We start from the raw sequence: 14,834 nt of genomic DNA on the forward strand, positions 1-14,834 counted from the left end.
TTTTTAGTCGTGTCCGCCGAGTCTATTCGGACCCGGCCTCGTCGGCGGACTCCTCCGCGCCGCCGGCCTGCTCGGGCCACAGCCACGGATGCGGCGATGCGCGCCGATAACCCTCCGCCCCCATCAGCAGGTCCAGCGTGAGGCTGGCGAGATCGTCCGCGAACGGATCGAAGTCGTAGTCCTTCGACTGAATGCCGATCTTCCGGTAAGTATGGCATTCGTCGCACGACTCCGCCTTTAGCGCGGCGTTTTTCGCTTCGCCTTGCCGCGTGGCGTCGTCGGCGTCCGGCGAGCCGACCGCGTGATAGGCAATGCCCTTGGTCGAATCGCAGTTCGAGCATTTCGAGCGCACCATGTGCCACTCGGTCGAGCACAACCCGCACTGCAGGTAGCGGTAATTGTCATACACGCCGCCCACGCGCACCATGCTCGCCACCGGATGCGATCCGCACACGGGACACAGGCCGAGCGTTTCGATGTACGGCACTTCGCGCTTGTCGATGTCGGCGGCAAGATCGGTCCAGACCACCTGCAACGCGGCCATGATGAACGGCGCGCTGGCCGGATCGATTACTTCGAAGCGCTGCGCGAAGAGCGCGTCGGCCTGCGCTTCGAGCGTGGCGGTGTCGAGCGTGCGCAAGCGGGCGACCAGCGCTTCGAGCGGCGGCGTGAGCGGGCCCGCGCCCTCGATCCGGTCGAGCAGCTGGCGCAGCACGTCGCGCCACGCCGGATCGCGCACGCCGGAGAGCGCAGGAATCAGCGGCATCGAATGCTGTTGCGCGCTCGCGATCAACTCAGGGCTGGGCGGCTGCGCCTTGAAGCTCGTCATCACCGCTTGCTGCGCGTCGGCGAGCACGGCCATCAGGCGCAGATAGCCGGCGATCGGATTGTCGCGGGCCGCGAGCTGGCGCAGGCGCGCGGCGCGCAGCGCGAACACCGCGAGCCGCTCGGGCGTGCGGATGCGGGGAATCGCCGAGTGATCGAGCGACTCGATATCGCCGGCTTCAAGAATGCGTTGAACCAAAGTATCGACCTCTGAAAACTGCGCTGAAAACCGCGCCGGAAACTGAAGAGCCGCCGCGCTTCATCGAACAAGGGCGGCGGCTCGGTGTGCAGTGCGCTGGCAAACGCGCTGCAGTTACTTGCCGATTATTTCCTTGAACCAGTTCGGATGATGCTTTCTCGCCCAGCCGTAGGTCACCGTGCCGCGCGTCATCGCGCCGATCGAACCCTTGACCCACAACGCCGCATAAATATGCACGACGATGCCGACCATCAGCACGAACGCCGCGGCCGCATGCACTACCGCCGCGAGCCGGATGATCCCGATCGGGAAATAGAACGAGAAGTAGCGCCGCCAGATCACGATGCCGCTTGCCAGCAGCAACACGAGGCAAACTACCATCGTGAAGAACAGCAGCTTCTGACCGGCGTTGTACTTGCCGATTGCGGGGAGCTTTTCCTCGCGATTGTTGAGCACGTCGTCGATCTGCCGCATCCACTGCAGGTCGGAGTTGTCGAGATAGTTGTGATGCCAGAAGCGCAACGCAAGAATCAGGAACGACACGAACATCACGCAGCCGATGAACGGATGCAGAATCCGCGTCCATTGCCCGCCGCCGAGAATCGCGTAGAGCCACGACATCGCCGGATGAAACATGGCGAGGCCGGAGATCGCCAGCAACACGAACGAGATCGCGGTGATCCAGTGATTCGTGCGCTCGTTCGCCGTGTAGCGCACGATCAGGCGATTGCCCTTCACGTCTTTCAGCTCGGTATGCTCAGGGTGCTTCATTGGATGCCTCCCTTGAACTGCGTGCTTCGTCGGCTTCGCGCTGGGCTATGGCTTCATCCTCTGCCGTCACCTCGTTCGGACCGACACGCGTGTAGTGGAAGAAACCGGCCACCGCCGCGAACGCGATGCCCGCCAACGCCAGCGGCTTTGCCAGCCCCTTCCACAGCGAAACCATCGCGCTGATTTTCGGATTCTCCGGCAAGCCGTGATACAGCGACGGACGATCGGCATGATGCAGCACGTACATCACGTGCGTGCCGCCCACCCCGGCGGGATCGTACAGGCCGGCGTTCTGGAAACCCCGTTCCTTCAGATCCACGATCCGGTCCGCGGCCTGCTGATGCATGTCCTCCTTGGTGCCGAACATGATCGCGCCGGTCGGGCAGGTCTTCACGCAAGCCGGTTCCTGGCCGACCGCCACGCGATCCGAACACAGCGTGCACTTGTACGCGCGGTGGTCTTTCTTGGAAATGCGCGGCACGTTGAACGGGCAGCCGGTGATGCAATAGCCGCAGCCAATGCAGTTTTCCTCGTGGAAATCCACGATGCCGTTCGTGTACTGCACGATCGCGCCGGGCGACGGACAGGCCTTCAGACAGCCCGGATCCTCGCAGTGCATGCAGCCGTCCTTGCGGATCAGCCACTCCAGATCGCCTTGCTCGTTCTCGTACTCGGAGAAGCGCATGACCGTCCACGAATGCTCGGTCAGATCGGCCGGGTTGTCGTACACGCCGACGTTCACGCCGACTTCGTCGCGCAGGTCGTTCCACTCCATGCAGGCGGTCTGACATGCCTTGCAGCCAATGCACTTCGACACGTCGATGAGCTTGGCGACCGTGCCCGTGGCCGGCTCGCGCACTTGCGGCGCGGGCACGGTCGTGGCCGAGATGCGTTTGATATCCAGTGATTGCAGTGCCATCTCTTTTCCTTATGCCTTTTCGACCTTGACGAGGAACGACTTGAATTCCGGTGTTTGCGAATTCCCATCGCCCACGGAGGGCGTCAGCGTATTGATGAGATAGCCCGGCCTCGTGATTCCCTTGAAGCCCCAGTGCAACGGCAAGCCGACCGTCTGTACTTTCTTCCCTTCAATGGTCAGCGTTTTGATCCGCTTGGTGACGAGCGCCACGGCAATCACGTGCCCGCGATTAGACGACACCTTGATGCGGTCCCCCGCCACCACGCCGACCTCTTTCGCCAGATCCTCGCCGATCTCCACGAACTGTTCCGGCTGAATGATCGCGTTCAGATGCGCATGCTTGGTCCAGTAATGGAAATGCTCGGTCAGACGATACGTGGTCGCCGTATGCGGGAAGTTCTCGTGCGTGCCGAACGCCGCCCGGTCGTCAGGGAACACGCGCGCCGCCGGATTGCTGACGGCCGCCTTGTTGTCCGGATGCAGCGGGTTGTAGCCGAGCGGCGTTTCAAACGGCTCGTAGTGCTCGGGGAACGGCCCTTCCACCAGACCGTCGCGCGCGAAGAAGCGCGCCACGCCCTCCGGATTCATGATGAACGGATTCATGCCGTTCTCAGGCGGCTCATCGACCTTGAAGTCGGGCACGTCGGCACCCGCCCACGCGCGGCCGTTCCACGCGATCAGCTTGCGCTTCGGATCGAACGGCTTGCCGCTGACGTCGCACGACGCGCGGTTGTACAGAATCCGCCGGTTCGCCGGCCATGCCCACGCCCAGTTCAGCGTATTGCCGATGCCGGTCGGGTCGGAGTTGTCGCGGCGGCCCATCTGATTGCCCGCCTGGGTCCACGATCCGCAGAAGATCCAGCAGCCGCTCGCGGTGCTCCCGTCGTCGCGCAACTGCGCGAAGCTCGCCAACTGTTCGCCCCGCTTCGCGAGCACCTTGGTTTTGTCGGTCGGATCGGTGACGTCGGCGAGGGCCTTCCCGTTGAACTCCATGGCGAGTTCTTCGGGCGTCGGGCTTTCCGGATTGGCATACGGCCAGCTCATGTTGAGGATCGGATCGGGGTACTTGCCGCCGTCCTTTCTATAAGCATCGCGAATGCGCAACCACAGGCCCGACATGATCTCGAGATCGCTCCTCGCTTCGCCCGGGCCGTCCCCGCCCTGCCAGTGCCACTGCAGCACGCGGCTCGAACTGACCAGCGAGCCGCGCTCTTCCGCGAAGCAGGTGGTCGGCAGACGGAACACTTCGGTCTGGATCGACGCCGTATCGACGTCGTTGAAAGCGCCGTGGTTCTTCCAGAACTCGGAGGTTTCGGTGGCGAGCGGATCCATGATGACGAGCCATTTCAGCTTGGCCAGACTCGCGCCGATCTTCGCCTTGTTCGGCGCCGCGGCGAGCGGGTTGAAGCCCTGCGCGATGTAGCCGGTCATCTTGCCTTGATTCATCAGCTCGAAGACCTGCAGCATGTCGTATGACTTGTCGAGCTTCGGCAGGTAGTCGAAGCCGAAGTTGTTCTCGGCCGTCGCGTTGTCGCCCCACCACGACTTCATGAAGCTGACATGGAACGCGCGATAGTTGCGCCAGTAGCTCAACTGGTTCGGGCGCAGCGGCTGCGTGGCGCGCTTTGTGATGTACGCGTCGAAGTCCTGCTCCGCTTCCATCGGCAGCGTCATGTAGCCCGGCAACAGGTTCGACATCAGGCCGAGGTCGGTCAGGCCCTGGATGTTCGAGTGGCCGCGCAACGCGTTCATGCCGCCGCCCGCGATGCCGATGTTGCCCAGCAGCAGCTGCACCATCGCGCCGGTGCGGATGATCTGCGAGCCGACCGAGTGATGCGTCCAGCCGAGCGCGTACAGGATCGTGCCGGCGCGCCCGGGGACCGCCGTCGATGCCAGCATCTCGCACACGTGCAGGAACTTCTCCTTCGGCGTGCCACAGGCTTTCTCGACCTGCTCGGGCGTATAGCGCGAGTAGTGCTGCTTCATCAGCTGATAGACGCAGCGCGGGTCTTGCAGCGTCGGATCGACCTTGACGAAGCCGTCGTCGCCGCGCTCGTAGTCCCACGAGGTCTTGTCGTAGCTGCGCTTTTCGGCGTTGTAGCCGGAGTACAGACCGTCGGTAAACGAAAAATCTTCACGGACGATGAACGACATGTCCGTGTAGTTCTTCACGTACTCGTGCTGGATCTTGTCGTTCGTGAGCAGATAGTTGATCACCCCGCCCAGGAACACGATGTCCGAGCCGGTCCGGATCTGCGCGTAATAGTCCGCCACCGACGCCGTGCGCGTAAAGCGCGGGTCGACCACGATCAATCGCGCCTTGCGGTGCGCCTTCGCTTCCGTGACCCACTTGAAACCGCACGGGTGCGCCTCGGCCGCATTGCCGCCCATCACGAGAATCACATCCGCGTTCTTGATGTCGACCCAATGGTTCGTCATCGCTCCACGGCCAAACGTCGGGGCAAGACCTGCCACCGTCGGGCCGTGTCAGACACGTGCCTGATTGTCGAATGCGAGCATGCCAAGACTGCGGACAGTCTTGTGCGTCAAATAGCCTACTTCATTGCTACCGGCAGAGGCGGCCAGCATGCCGGTGGTCAGCCAGCGATTGACCTTCTTGCCATCTGCCGTCGTCTCGACGAAGTTGGCATCGCGGTCCTCCTTCATCAGCCTGGCGATACGGTCGAGCGCGTCTTCCCAGGAGATGCGTTTCCATTCATTCGATCCCGCCGCGCGGTACTCGGGGTGTCTCAACCGGCTCGGGCTATGAATGAAGTCGATCAGGCTCGCGCCTTTCGGGCAAAGCGTGCCGCGATTGACCGGATGGTCGGGATCGCCTTCGATGTGGATGATGCTGGACTTCGCGTTCTTGGCGTTGTCGCCCAGTCCATACATCAGGATGCCGCAGCCCACCGAACAGTACGGGCAGGTATTGCGGGTTTCGGTTGTGCGCGACAATTTGTACTGACGGACTTCCGCTAACGCGGGTGTCGGCGAGAAGCCCATCAGGGCTAGACTCGATCCGGCAAGCGTGGTGGCGGAAACCTTCATGAATTGTCGCCGGGACATCTGGGTCATTAATGGCCTCGGCTCTTTGGGGAAACTATAGTGATTATAGATGCCCGTATTAAGTGATGCAGTGAGATCAGTGCTTGATCCCGCCATGCGACAAATATGAAGCGTCGCAGCCTGTTTTTTAACAATTCCAGGCATCGTTTCTGCTGCGCTTCCAGGCAATTCATCTGCCTTTATGCGGTGGTCGCGCTTCCTCCTCTCACACATATATGACAGGCTTATTGCCATGAGACAAAATCTTTGCTTTATAACGACGCGGCGCGCGTCGAAGGGTTGGGCGTCACTGGCACTCGGGACCGCGATGCTAGCCGCAAGCCCATGCGGCAATGCGCAAATTCCCCAGAGCAGCGGCACGTCACAGCAAGAAAATCGTACTTCCGCGATGGGCTCCGCGCCCGATCCGGCGGCCTCGGCAGTTCATGAATCGCAGAAGCCGCAAACGCGCGACGGTGGTTCGGCGACCTCGCGCGGCAAGACCGGGGGCAAGGATCAAAAGACGCAAGGCGCGGGCGGATTTGACAATGGTTTGTACGGGACGGGGGCCGGCAGCAACAAATAACGATTGCGGGCGCGACCAATTTTCCGCAGCCTGGTGGAGCATATTTTGCGCGGGTGTTCGTTAGTCATGTAATGAGGTGCTTTCTTTCGCAGCCCTGTGCTTTTTTGATCAGGACTTTGTCGGCGGAAAACCGCGCGTGCAGCGCCGCACCCGAACAACCAGCATAATTGCGGTCATCCGAAGCCCGAGAATCGCGCCCCATCATGACCGACACCCACGCCCCGACCCATCAATCGCCCCGCCTCACCAGCCTGTCGCACGGCGGCGGCTGCGGCTGCAAGATCGCCCCCGGCCTGCTCGCCGACCTGCTCAAGCGCGGCGCGCCGCTGCCGTTCTTTCCCGACCTGCTGGTCGGCAACGACACCGCCGACGACGCCGCCGTCTACAAGCTCAACGACGAGCAGGCCATCGTCGCCACCACCGACTTCTTCATGCCGATCGTCGACGATCCGTTCGACTTCGGCCGGATCGCCGCCACCAACGCGCTGTCCGATGTCTACGCGATGGGCGGCAAGCCGATCATGGCGCTCGCCATCGTCGGCATGCCGATCAACGTGCTGCCGCACGACGTGATCGCGGCCGTGTTGAAGGGCGGCGAGTCCGTCTGCGCCGAGGCCGGCATTCCGCTCGCAGGCGGCCATTCGATCGATTCCGTCGAGCCGATCTACGGTCTCGTCGCACTCGGCGTGGTCGATCCGAAACGCGTCAAACGCAACGCGGGGGCTCAAGCCGGCGACGTGCTGATTCTCGGCAAGCCGCTCGGCGTCGGGATTCTCTCGGCGGCGCTGAAGAAAGACCAACTGGACGCCGCCGGCTACGCAGCGATGATCGGCGCGACGACCCAACTCAACCGTCCCGGCGCGGAGTTGGCGAGGCTGGAGGGCGTGCATGCGCTGACGGACATCACCGGCTTCGGGCTGCTGGGCCATACGCTCGAATTGGCGCGCGGCTCGAATCTGACTGCCCGCGTGCGTTACGCGGACCTGCCGTGGCTGCCGAACGTGCTCGGCCTCGCCGAAGCGGGTATTTTTACCGGCGCATCGGGGCGCAACTGGGACGCCTACGGCAAAGATATCGTGCTTCCCGCGACACTGCCGTCCACGGCGCGCGCGCTTCTGACCGACCCGCAAACCTCGGGCGGTCTGCTGGTTTCGTGCGCGCCCGAAACGGTCGACGAAGTGCTTGCGCTGTTCCATGCCGACGGGTTCGGCGACGCGCGCGTGGTCGGCGAAATGGTCAGCGGAGAAAGGCGCGTCGAGGTCGTTTGACGCGTGAGCGGCCGCTGCGCGGGCGCGGGCCGGAACATGGGACGAAGCGCGAGTCACGCAGGAGCCCCGGCCGCGTGGCGTCCTGAGCGCGTCGGCGGCCCGCCTCGGCCGCGCATGCGATAATTTCACCCCTCCCGCCGACCCGTTTTGTCCTCTTCCCTTGAAAAACCTTCTCGTCAGCCTCGAAAAAGCCGGTGATTTCGATGAAATCATCGATGTGCGCACGCCTCTCGAGTTCGCGGAAGACCACATTCCGGGCGCGACCAACGCGCCGGTGCTGAGCAACGAAGAACGCGTGCTGGTCGGCACGACGTACAAGCAGGTGTCGCCGTTCGAAGGCACACGGATCGGCGCGGCGCTGGTCGCGCGCAATATCGCGCATCATCTGGAAACGACCTTCGCCGACCGGTCGCGCAACTGGCGGCCGCTGATCTACTGCTGGCGCGGCGGCAAGCGTTCGGGCTCGGTCACGACGCTGTTCAACATGATCGGCTGGCAGGCGCGCCAGCTGGAGGGCGGCTACAAGAGCTACCGGCGCGCCACGCTGGATGCGCTCGACACACTGCCGAAGACATTCAACTACATCGCGCTGGTCGGCCCGACCGGCAGCGGCAAAACGCGTCTGCTGTCGGCCCTGAACCAGGCGGGCGCGCAGACGCTCGACCTCGAAGCGCTGGCCGCGCATCGCGGCTCGCTGCTTGGCGCATGGGCGGGCGTGCCGCAGCCCTCGCAAAAGCGTTTCGACACGCTGCTCGTCAGCGCGCTGCGCGAGTTCGATCCTGGCCGGCCGGTGTTCGTCGAAGCGGAGAGCCGGCGCATCGGTTCGGTCGCGCTGCCGCTCGCGCTGCTGGAAACATTTCAACAGGGTCCGTGCGTGAAGGTGCTGTCGAGCCGCGAAGATCGCGCGACGTTCCTGCTGCACGACTACGCGCACCTGTTCGACGACCCCGAAGCGCTCAAAGCGCAATTGCAACGGATGATCGGCCTGCATAGCCGCGAGCGCGTCACGGGCTGGCAGCGGCTCGTCGACGAAAACCGGCGCGCCGAACTGGCCCACCAGTTGATCGAGCGGCACTACGATCCGGCGTATGCGCGCAGCAGCCACCAGCATTTCGCGCAGTTGCCGCACGCGCCGCAACTGACTTTCCGCCCCAACGACGCCGATGTCGTCGAGCAGGCGAAAACACTGCTTGCGCGGCTGGACAACCGCGCGCCCGCTGTCATCTGATCAAAACCATCGCCTGAGACCTTCATGCAAACAACTGTTCGGCAACCTCGTGTCGCGCTTGGCTGGATCGTATTCCTGCTGATCGCCGTCGTCGGCCTCTTCTATGTGAAGTGGTTCCCGTACTACAACCGCGCGTTCGTCGCCGCGAGCCAGCACTCCATCGGCAAGTCGATCCTGATGGGCACGTCGACGAGCGCGCCCGAGGCGTCGTGGCAAGCCGCAATCGATTACGCGCTGGCGTATGGCAAAGCGATCTGGCAAGCCATGGTGCTCGGCCTGCTGCTCGGCTCGGCGGTACAGGCGCTGATTCCGCCGCAATGGGTCGCGCGCGCGCTCGGCCGCACCGATTTCAGCAGCGTGGTGAAGGGCGGCTTGCTGTCGTTGCCGGGCATGATGTGCACCTGCTGTGCGGCCCCGGTCGTCGCCGGTTTGCGCGCGCGCCAGGCGGCGCCGGGCGCGGCCATCGCGTTCTGGCTCGGCAACACCGCGCTCAATCCGGCCACGCTGATCTTCATGGGCTTCGTGCTCGGCTGGCAGTGGATGGGCTTGCGGCTCGCGCTCAGCATCGTGATGGTGTTCGGCCTCGGCTATCTGGTGAACCGCATGGTCACGCCGAAAGAAGCCGAAGCGTCGCGCGAAGCCCTCTCGCAATTGGTGTCCGCCGACGACCCCGACACCGCTTTCACGCGCTGGGTGAAAATCCTCGGCAGCATGACGCTGCGCCTCGTGCCCGAATACATCGTGCTGGTGCTGATTCTCGGCGCGGCACGCGCGTGGCTGTTTCCGCACATCGGACCGAACATCGACAACAGCCTCGTGTGGATCATCGCGTTGTCGGTCGCCGGCACGCTGTTCGTGATTCCGACAGCCGGCGAAGTGCCGATCATCCAGGCGATGCTGTCCTTCGGCATGGCAGCCGGTCCCGCTGGCGCATTGCTGCTGACGCTGCCGCTGATCAGCGTGCCGTCGATGGCCATGCTCGGCCGCTCGTTCCCGAGGCGCGTGCTGACGGTGGTGGCACTGGCGGTGGCGGTATGCGGCGTGGTCAGCGGCTTGCTGGCCGTTGCTTTGGGCTTCTGAATCCGGGCTTATCGAGTATGAAACGTATCGCCGCATTCGCTCTGACGAGCTGGTCGGCTGCAGGCCTGCTTTATGTCGGACAGCACTCGGTGGCGCTGATCGTCGTCAGCGGGGTCGTGGTGCTGGCCGGCTTCGATCTGCTGCGCCCCTGATAGCGGCCTGACCGTCGCAATCGAATTGAACGCGGGCTGCCGGCAGGTGGACCGCTTCCTCTCTGCCAGCACCGTCCCGCATTGGGCGCAAGCTCTCTTCAGCTCTGCGGCGCCAGTGCCTCGCGCGCCACATCGCGTGCGCCTGAGCCGGGAGTGATTAATCCGCTAACGCATCGCGAACCGCAGCAAGCCACAACGCGACCGCATGTGCGCCGGGGTCCGCGTGGCCGAGCGCGCGATCGCCGACATAGCTCGAACGCCCTCGCCGTGGATGCATCGATGCCGTGCGAGCCGTCCCTTCGGTGGCCGCATCGACAGCTGCCTGCAACGCGACGCCAGTTGGCTCCGAACGCGCGAGCGCGGATTGCAACGTATCGGCGGCGGGCTTCAGCGCATCGACCATCGTGCGATCGCCCGGCTGCGCACCGCCCAGTTCCATCAATCCGTCGACGCCCGCACCGAACGCCGCCGCCCATTGCTGCGCCGTCGAGCCGCCCGACTGTTCGAGCGCGACGGCCGCACGCAACAGCATCACCGCGTACAGCGGACCCGAAGTGCCGCCGACCACGCGTCGCAGCGTGGCCGCCATGCCGCGCAATATGCCACCCGGCGTCGAAGGATACGAGTCGAGTTCATCGAGCACGGCGCGCGCGCCACGCGACAGGCTGATGCCGAGATCGCCATCGCCGACGCGTTGATCCATCTCGGTCAAGATGGGCTCCGCTGTCAGCAGGCATGCGCAAACGGCTTCGATCGCACGGCGCAGGGGCGCCTCACGCTCGAGCGCCGCGCCGCTTGCGCGCTCCGGCGTGACGGGCGCGGGCCGCACGGAAACCTGCGTGACTCGGCCGCTCAACGAAGGCCACGCGCTGGTGTGCGCGACGGCGTCGAGCCACGCGACCCGCTCGTCGTCCACACGCAGCAGCGTCAGTGAAACGCCCGCCATTTCCAGCGCGCTCAGGAACGTGCCGGCCCACGCGCGTTCCACCTTGATGCCGCGCGCGGCCAGATTGCGCAACGCGGACCCGGCCACGACGCTCAATTCGCTCGACGGCGTGCCGCCGAGATTGTTCACCAGCAGCGCCACCCGCTCACCGGCTTGCAGCGACAGGTCGCCGATGATCTTCGCCAACAGCTTGCCGACGATCGCGTCGGCCGGCTCCATCGCGCCGCGTTCCACACCGGGTTCGCCATGAATGCCGAGCCCCCATTCAATTTCGCCATCGGCCAGTTCGAACCCCGGCTTGCCCGCTGCGGGCACCGTGCACGGCGTGAGCGCAACGCCCATCGTGCCGAGCGAAGCGGCGACCTCACGCGCGATCCGCGCAACCTCCGCCAACGGACGGCCGGCGGCGGCCGCGGCACCGGCGATCTTGTGAACCAGCACGGTCCCCGCCAGCCCGCGACGGCCCGCATGGTCGCCGCTCGCGATCAGCGCGACGTCGTCGGCGACGATCACCATCTCGGTGGGAATGCCCTCGGCGCGAGCGATCTCGGCGGCCAGACCGAAGTTGAAGCGGTCGCCCGTGTAGTTCTTCACGATCAGCAAGACGCCTGCCGCGCCGGCGACCGCGCGTATCGCATCGAGCACCGCGTCCGTGGACGGCGAGGTGAAGATCTCGCCCGCTACCGCCGCGCTCAGCATGCCGTGGCCCACATAGCCGCCATGCGCGGGCTCGTGGCCCGAGCCGCCGCCCGAGATCAACGCGACTTCGCCGCGTGCTGCAACGGCCTCGGCATCGGCCCGCACGACGATCGTGCCGCCTTGCAACAGCGAGAGATCGGGATTGAGCGCCGCAAGTCCGTCGAGCATGTCGGGGACGACGCCGCGGACGTCGTTGATGAGCTTCTTCATTGCGCCAGCTCCTTTTTCGGCTGCCGGCGCAGCGTTGCGAAACCGGAAGGCTCAACTGTACCGCGCATTCGGAAACGCCGATGCAATCCGACAAGCGTGAACGCGCAGAAGCACTCGCGTAGGAGTTGGATGGCAATGAAGGGGAAGCAATGCGTAAGAGAAAAACTGACAGGACAGTAGACGAAAGCGGAACCGCTTTCGTCTACGTCACTGATGCGTTGGTAGGCTCGATTGGATTCGAACCAACGACCCCCACCATGTCAAGGTGGTGCTCTAACCAACTGAGCTACGAGCCTTTAGAGGCGCGAATTATAGAGACTCCGCGCGAACAGCACAAGCCCAAAGCGCTATTTATGCCGACGCCCATGCTTCGTTCAATGGGCCGACGCCCACTCGGCGCGCGTGTCCAAAGGATAAACCGGGCGCTTCACGTGCTCGAATGCGAACAGCCCGTAGTCGGAGCTCGTCACGCCACGGCTATCGCATTCCACCAACGCGGCAGCGATCGGCACGAAAACCGGGCGGCAGTACATGCGCGATTTGAGCAGCAGGAAACGCGCGCGACGCGGATCGATGCCGACGCTCTCGAACACGCCGAGGTCCCACGGCTCGTGCGTGCGCTCCGTCATCACGAGCTTCACTGTGCCCGTATCGAGAACAGCGGCGCGTCCCATGAACGCGCGCTGGCCCGTGTAAGTCGGGCCGCTGATCACGTACTCGCCATCAGTCAGCGCGCGCACCACGCCGGTCACTGCGAGCGGCGGACGCCGCGTCAATGCAGCGCTCGCGACCTTGTTGCCGATCGTCACCGTCACCGTGCTGCCGACGCCCGCCGACATCAACGCCGCGACCGCTTGCGGATCGCACAACGGTCCGCTGACGATGCCTTCGAGCTTCTGCTGCAATGCTTCTTCGAGCAAGTCCATCGTGTCGCAGGTGCCGCCCGACATGCAGTTATCGCCGTGATCGAGCAACAGCACCGGTTTGTCGGCGCCCTGCGCGAGCGACGCCGCTTGCGCGACCGACTCCGCAAGCGGCGCGCTGCGATACACGAAATCTTCGCGCTCGTCCCAGATCTGCCGGGCGATGCGCTCCGCCACCGCTTCGGCTTCACCGCGCTCGCGATTACCCACCACGACGACGCTGATACACGGCGCGGCAATATCGGCCAGCGAGAAGCCGGGCAGCACCGACACCGCCAGCATGCCGTCCGCTTCGGCCTCGCGCGCGGCGTCCACCGCGCGTTTCATCGCGCCTTCGGCGGTCGCGCTGCGCAGCGTGTGCGTGAGCAGCGGCGGCTGACGCCACGCGATCACCGGCTTCGTTTTGCCATGCGCGAGGTCGAACATCAGACGCGCCGCGTGCGCGCCGGTTTCGTACATGTCGACATGCGGATAGGTCTTGAAGCTGACGATCACATCCGCGTTGTCGACCATCTTCTGCGTGACGTTGCCATGCAGATCGAGCGCCACCGCGATCGGCGCATCCGGTAGCAATGCGCGTACGCGTTCGAGCAGGTCGCCTTCACCATCGTTCGAATTCTCGGCGACCATCGCGCCGTGCAGATCGAGCATCACCGCGTCGCAGCCGCTCACCGCCGCCACGATCGCGTCGCAGATCGCAGCGTAAGCGGCGGCCTCGACCGGTCCGCTGGGATTCGCCGCCGCGGACACCGGCGTCACGATCTCGGCGGGCTCGCGCTCGGCGGCGTCGATGAACGCGGCCATCGCTGTTTGCATGCCTTTGTTTTCGTTGAACGCATCCTCACCATAGCTCGGGCCGTTGCGGCCGAATGCGGCGAGCGGCGTCGCCACCGGTGAGAACGTGTTGGTCTCGTGATTCATCCGCGCGATCAGGATTTTCATGGGTTGGCACTCCGTATCGTCTGCGCCGCGTCCAGCATCGCCTGCAATAGCACGTTGCAGCCGGCTTCCAGATGATCGGCGCGGGCGTCCTCGATTTCGTCGTGACTGATGCACAAGGCCATCGGCGTGGGGCCTGCATGCGCTTCCATCCGTGCACGGTCACATCGTACCAGCGTTGACCAAGCGCGCCTTGCATCACCCCGAGGGTCTTATCCAGTGCCTCCAGCACCGACCTCTGTTCGATATGGTCTGTTGATGACGCACCCGGCGTCATGAAGGGCGGACGATAGGCGTCGCCCGGATGAAGAAAGGATGGGCTGTGCTGCCAAACGGCTGCAATTGACGCGAAAAGAACCGGCAGCCGGCGTTTCGGCCTATGCATTTGCGGTATTGACAATGAGGGCTCAACCTTTTTCGAGGCGCGCCGTTATTGCATCTGCACCGGTATAAACATTGGACCTTCATGGCACAACCTATTCCCTTTTCACGCAACGCTGGCGTTGCACGCGCGCGGCATGCAAAGGCCATGCTGTTGCCGATTGCGCGGCAAACCGCCGCCGACCTCGCGCTACGTGTGCATCTGGCGCTCGACATCTTGCGCCGCGGCGTCGGCAGCAAGACCGATGCGCAAACCCTCACGCAGATCATGCTGCTGACCGGCTTTCTGGCTGAGTTGGGCTTCGGTTCGGTGAGCGGCGCGGAACTCGAAGCGGCGGACCGCGCCGCGGCAGCGGTGTTCGATATCGGCCGGGAGACCGGCGAGTGGAGGCTGGACGATACAGGGGTCGCGCTTTTTGCTTCGATTGCGACGAGTTACGACCGGCAACTGCACAGCGCGCCTCTTTGGGCGATCACGGATGCGAGCGCGCGGCTCGACCGTTTTATCGCGGGTGTGCCTGAGCAGACGCCGGTGCGCAAACGGGCTTAGTTAGATCGGGCAGCGGACGCTTTGGGAAGTTGGTCCACGCGCGGTGTACCGGGAACGGGCGGCGCGGGTGAGTCGCGACGGGGCGTCGGTGGGCCGTGGCTATCTGGAGT

The 14,834-nt window shown here is 64.3% G+C and carries 11 protein-coding genes, 1 tRNA gene and 1 pseudogene; 5 read left to right on the forward strand and 8 right to left on the reverse strand.

Going from position 1 to position 14,834, the window contains the following annotated elements:
• Positions 1-22: 22 nt before the first annotated feature.
• From fdhE to fdnG, 4 genes are all read right to left on the reverse strand, one after another.
• Positions 23-1,024 (reverse strand): formate dehydrogenase accessory protein FdhE, encoded by a 1,002-nt coding sequence (gene fdhE / locus PQR02_RS32150; RefSeq protein ID WP_408241195.1) that lies wholly within the window; start codon positions 1,022-1,024, stop codon positions 23-25.
• Positions 1,025-1,138: 114 nt separating this feature from the next.
• Positions 1,139-1,795: a formate dehydrogenase subunit gamma gene (locus tag PQR02_RS32155; RefSeq protein WP_408241198.1), complete on the reverse strand. Its 657-nt coding sequence runs from the start codon at positions 1,793-1,795 to the stop codon at positions 1,139-1,141.
• Positions 1,782-2,714, reverse strand: a complete 933-nt coding sequence (gene fdxH / locus PQR02_RS32160; protein WP_408241201.1) for a formate dehydrogenase subunit beta — start codon at positions 2,712-2,714, stop codon at positions 1,782-1,784. The genes PQR02_RS32155 and fdxH overlap by 14 nt, the downstream gene beginning before the upstream one ends.
• A gap of 9 nt (positions 2,715-2,723) precedes the next feature.
• The gene (fdnG, locus tag PQR02_RS32165) at positions 2,724-5,792 is read right to left on the reverse strand and encodes a formate dehydrogenase-N subunit alpha (RefSeq protein WP_408241204.1); all 3,069 of its coding nucleotides are present in this window, start codon (positions 5,790-5,792) and stop codon (positions 2,724-2,726) included.
• A 759-nt stretch (positions 5,793-6,551) separates the two neighbouring features.
• Between fdnG and selD the strand changes: the two genes are divergently transcribed.
• From selD to PQR02_RS32185, 4 genes are all read left to right on the forward strand, one after another.
• Positions 6,552-7,616 carry a selenide, water dikinase SelD gene (selD, locus tag PQR02_RS32170; RefSeq protein WP_408241207.1) on the forward strand — a complete coding sequence of 355 codons (1,065 nt, stop codon included), beginning with the start codon at positions 6,552-6,554 and terminating at the stop codon, positions 7,614-7,616.
• Positions 7,617-7,776: 160 nt separating this feature from the next.
• Entirely contained in the window at positions 7,777-8,844 is a 1,068-nt protein-coding gene (gene mnmH / locus PQR02_RS32175; protein ID WP_408241210.1) for a tRNA 2-selenouridine(34) synthase MnmH, read from the forward strand.
• Between the two features lie 24 nt (positions 8,845-8,868).
• Positions 8,869-9,924: a permease gene (locus PQR02_RS32180; protein ID WP_408241213.1), complete on the forward strand. Its 1,056-nt coding sequence runs from the start codon at positions 8,869-8,871 to the stop codon at positions 9,922-9,924.
• A gap of 17 nt (positions 9,925-9,941) precedes the next feature.
• The gene (locus PQR02_RS32185; RefSeq protein WP_281363689.1) at positions 9,942-10,076 is read left to right on the forward strand and encodes a hypothetical protein; all 135 of its coding nucleotides are present in this window, start codon (positions 9,942-9,944) and stop codon (positions 10,074-10,076) included.
• A 157-nt stretch (positions 10,077-10,233) separates the two neighbouring features.
• On the opposite strand, the gene dhaK is transcribed toward PQR02_RS32185, so the two are convergent.
• The 4 genes and pseudogenes from dhaK to PQR02_RS32205 all read right to left on the reverse strand — a co-directional run.
• The gene (dhaK, locus tag PQR02_RS32190) at positions 10,234-11,931 is read right to left on the reverse strand and encodes a dihydroxyacetone kinase subunit DhaK (RefSeq protein WP_408241217.1); all 1,698 of its coding nucleotides are present in this window, start codon (positions 11,929-11,931) and stop codon (positions 10,234-10,236) included.
• A gap of 219 nt (positions 11,932-12,150) precedes the next feature.
• Positions 12,151-12,227, reverse strand: a tRNA-Val gene (locus PQR02_RS32195).
• Between the two features lie 78 nt (positions 12,228-12,305).
• Positions 12,306-13,796: a M81 family metallopeptidase gene (locus tag PQR02_RS32200; RefSeq protein WP_408241220.1), complete on the reverse strand. Its 1,491-nt coding sequence runs from the start codon at positions 13,794-13,796 to the stop codon at positions 12,306-12,308.
• Between the two features lie 113 nt (positions 13,797-13,909).
• A pseudogene (locus tag PQR02_RS32205) lies at positions 13,910-14,061 on the reverse strand (Zn-dependent hydrolase); the annotation flags it as partial.
• Between the two features lie 198 nt (positions 14,062-14,259).
• Here PQR02_RS32205 and PQR02_RS32210 point away from each other — a divergent pair.
• A complete protein-coding gene (locus PQR02_RS32210) occupies positions 14,260-14,724 on the forward strand; it encodes a hypothetical protein (protein ID WP_408241223.1) in 465 nt (154 codons plus the stop codon).
• Positions 14,725-14,834 lie beyond the last annotated feature (110 nt).

Origin of the sequence: Paraburkholderia sediminicola, assembly GCF_046026895.1 — a bacterium.
GTDB lineage: Bacteria > Pseudomonadota > Gammaproteobacteria > Burkholderiales > Burkholderiaceae > Paraburkholderia > Paraburkholderia sediminicola_C.

What these genes read in the sequence shown, in the direction of transcription:
- PQR02_RS32155 (WP_408241198.1), bottom strand. Translation starts at nt 1,795, where the DNA reads ATGAAGCACCCTGAGCATACCGAGCTGAAAGACGTGAAGGGCAATCGC.
- fdxH (WP_408241201.1), bottom strand. Translation starts at nt 2,714, where the DNA reads ATGGCACTGCAATCACTGGATATCAAACGCATCTCGGCCACGACCGTG.
- selD (WP_408241207.1), top strand. Translation starts at nt 6,552, where the DNA reads ATGACCGACACCCACGCCCCGACCCATCAATCGCCCCGCCTCACCAGC.
- PQR02_RS32180 (WP_408241213.1), top strand. Translation starts at nt 8,869, where the DNA reads ATGCAAACAACTGTTCGGCAACCTCGTGTCGCGCTTGGCTGGATCGTA.
- PQR02_RS32185 (WP_281363689.1), top strand. Translation starts at nt 9,942, where the DNA reads ATGAAACGTATCGCCGCATTCGCTCTGACGAGCTGGTCGGCTGCAGGC.
- dhaK (WP_408241217.1), bottom strand. Translation starts at nt 11,931, where the DNA reads ATGAAGAAGCTCATCAACGACGTCCGCGGCGTCGTCCCCGACATGCTC.
- PQR02_RS32200 (WP_408241220.1), bottom strand. Translation starts at nt 13,796, where the DNA reads ATGAAAATCCTGATCGCGCGGATGAATCACGAGACCAACACGTTCTCA.
- PQR02_RS32210 (WP_408241223.1), top strand. Translation starts at nt 14,260, where the DNA reads ATGGCACAACCTATTCCCTTTTCACGCAACGCTGGCGTTGCACGCGCG.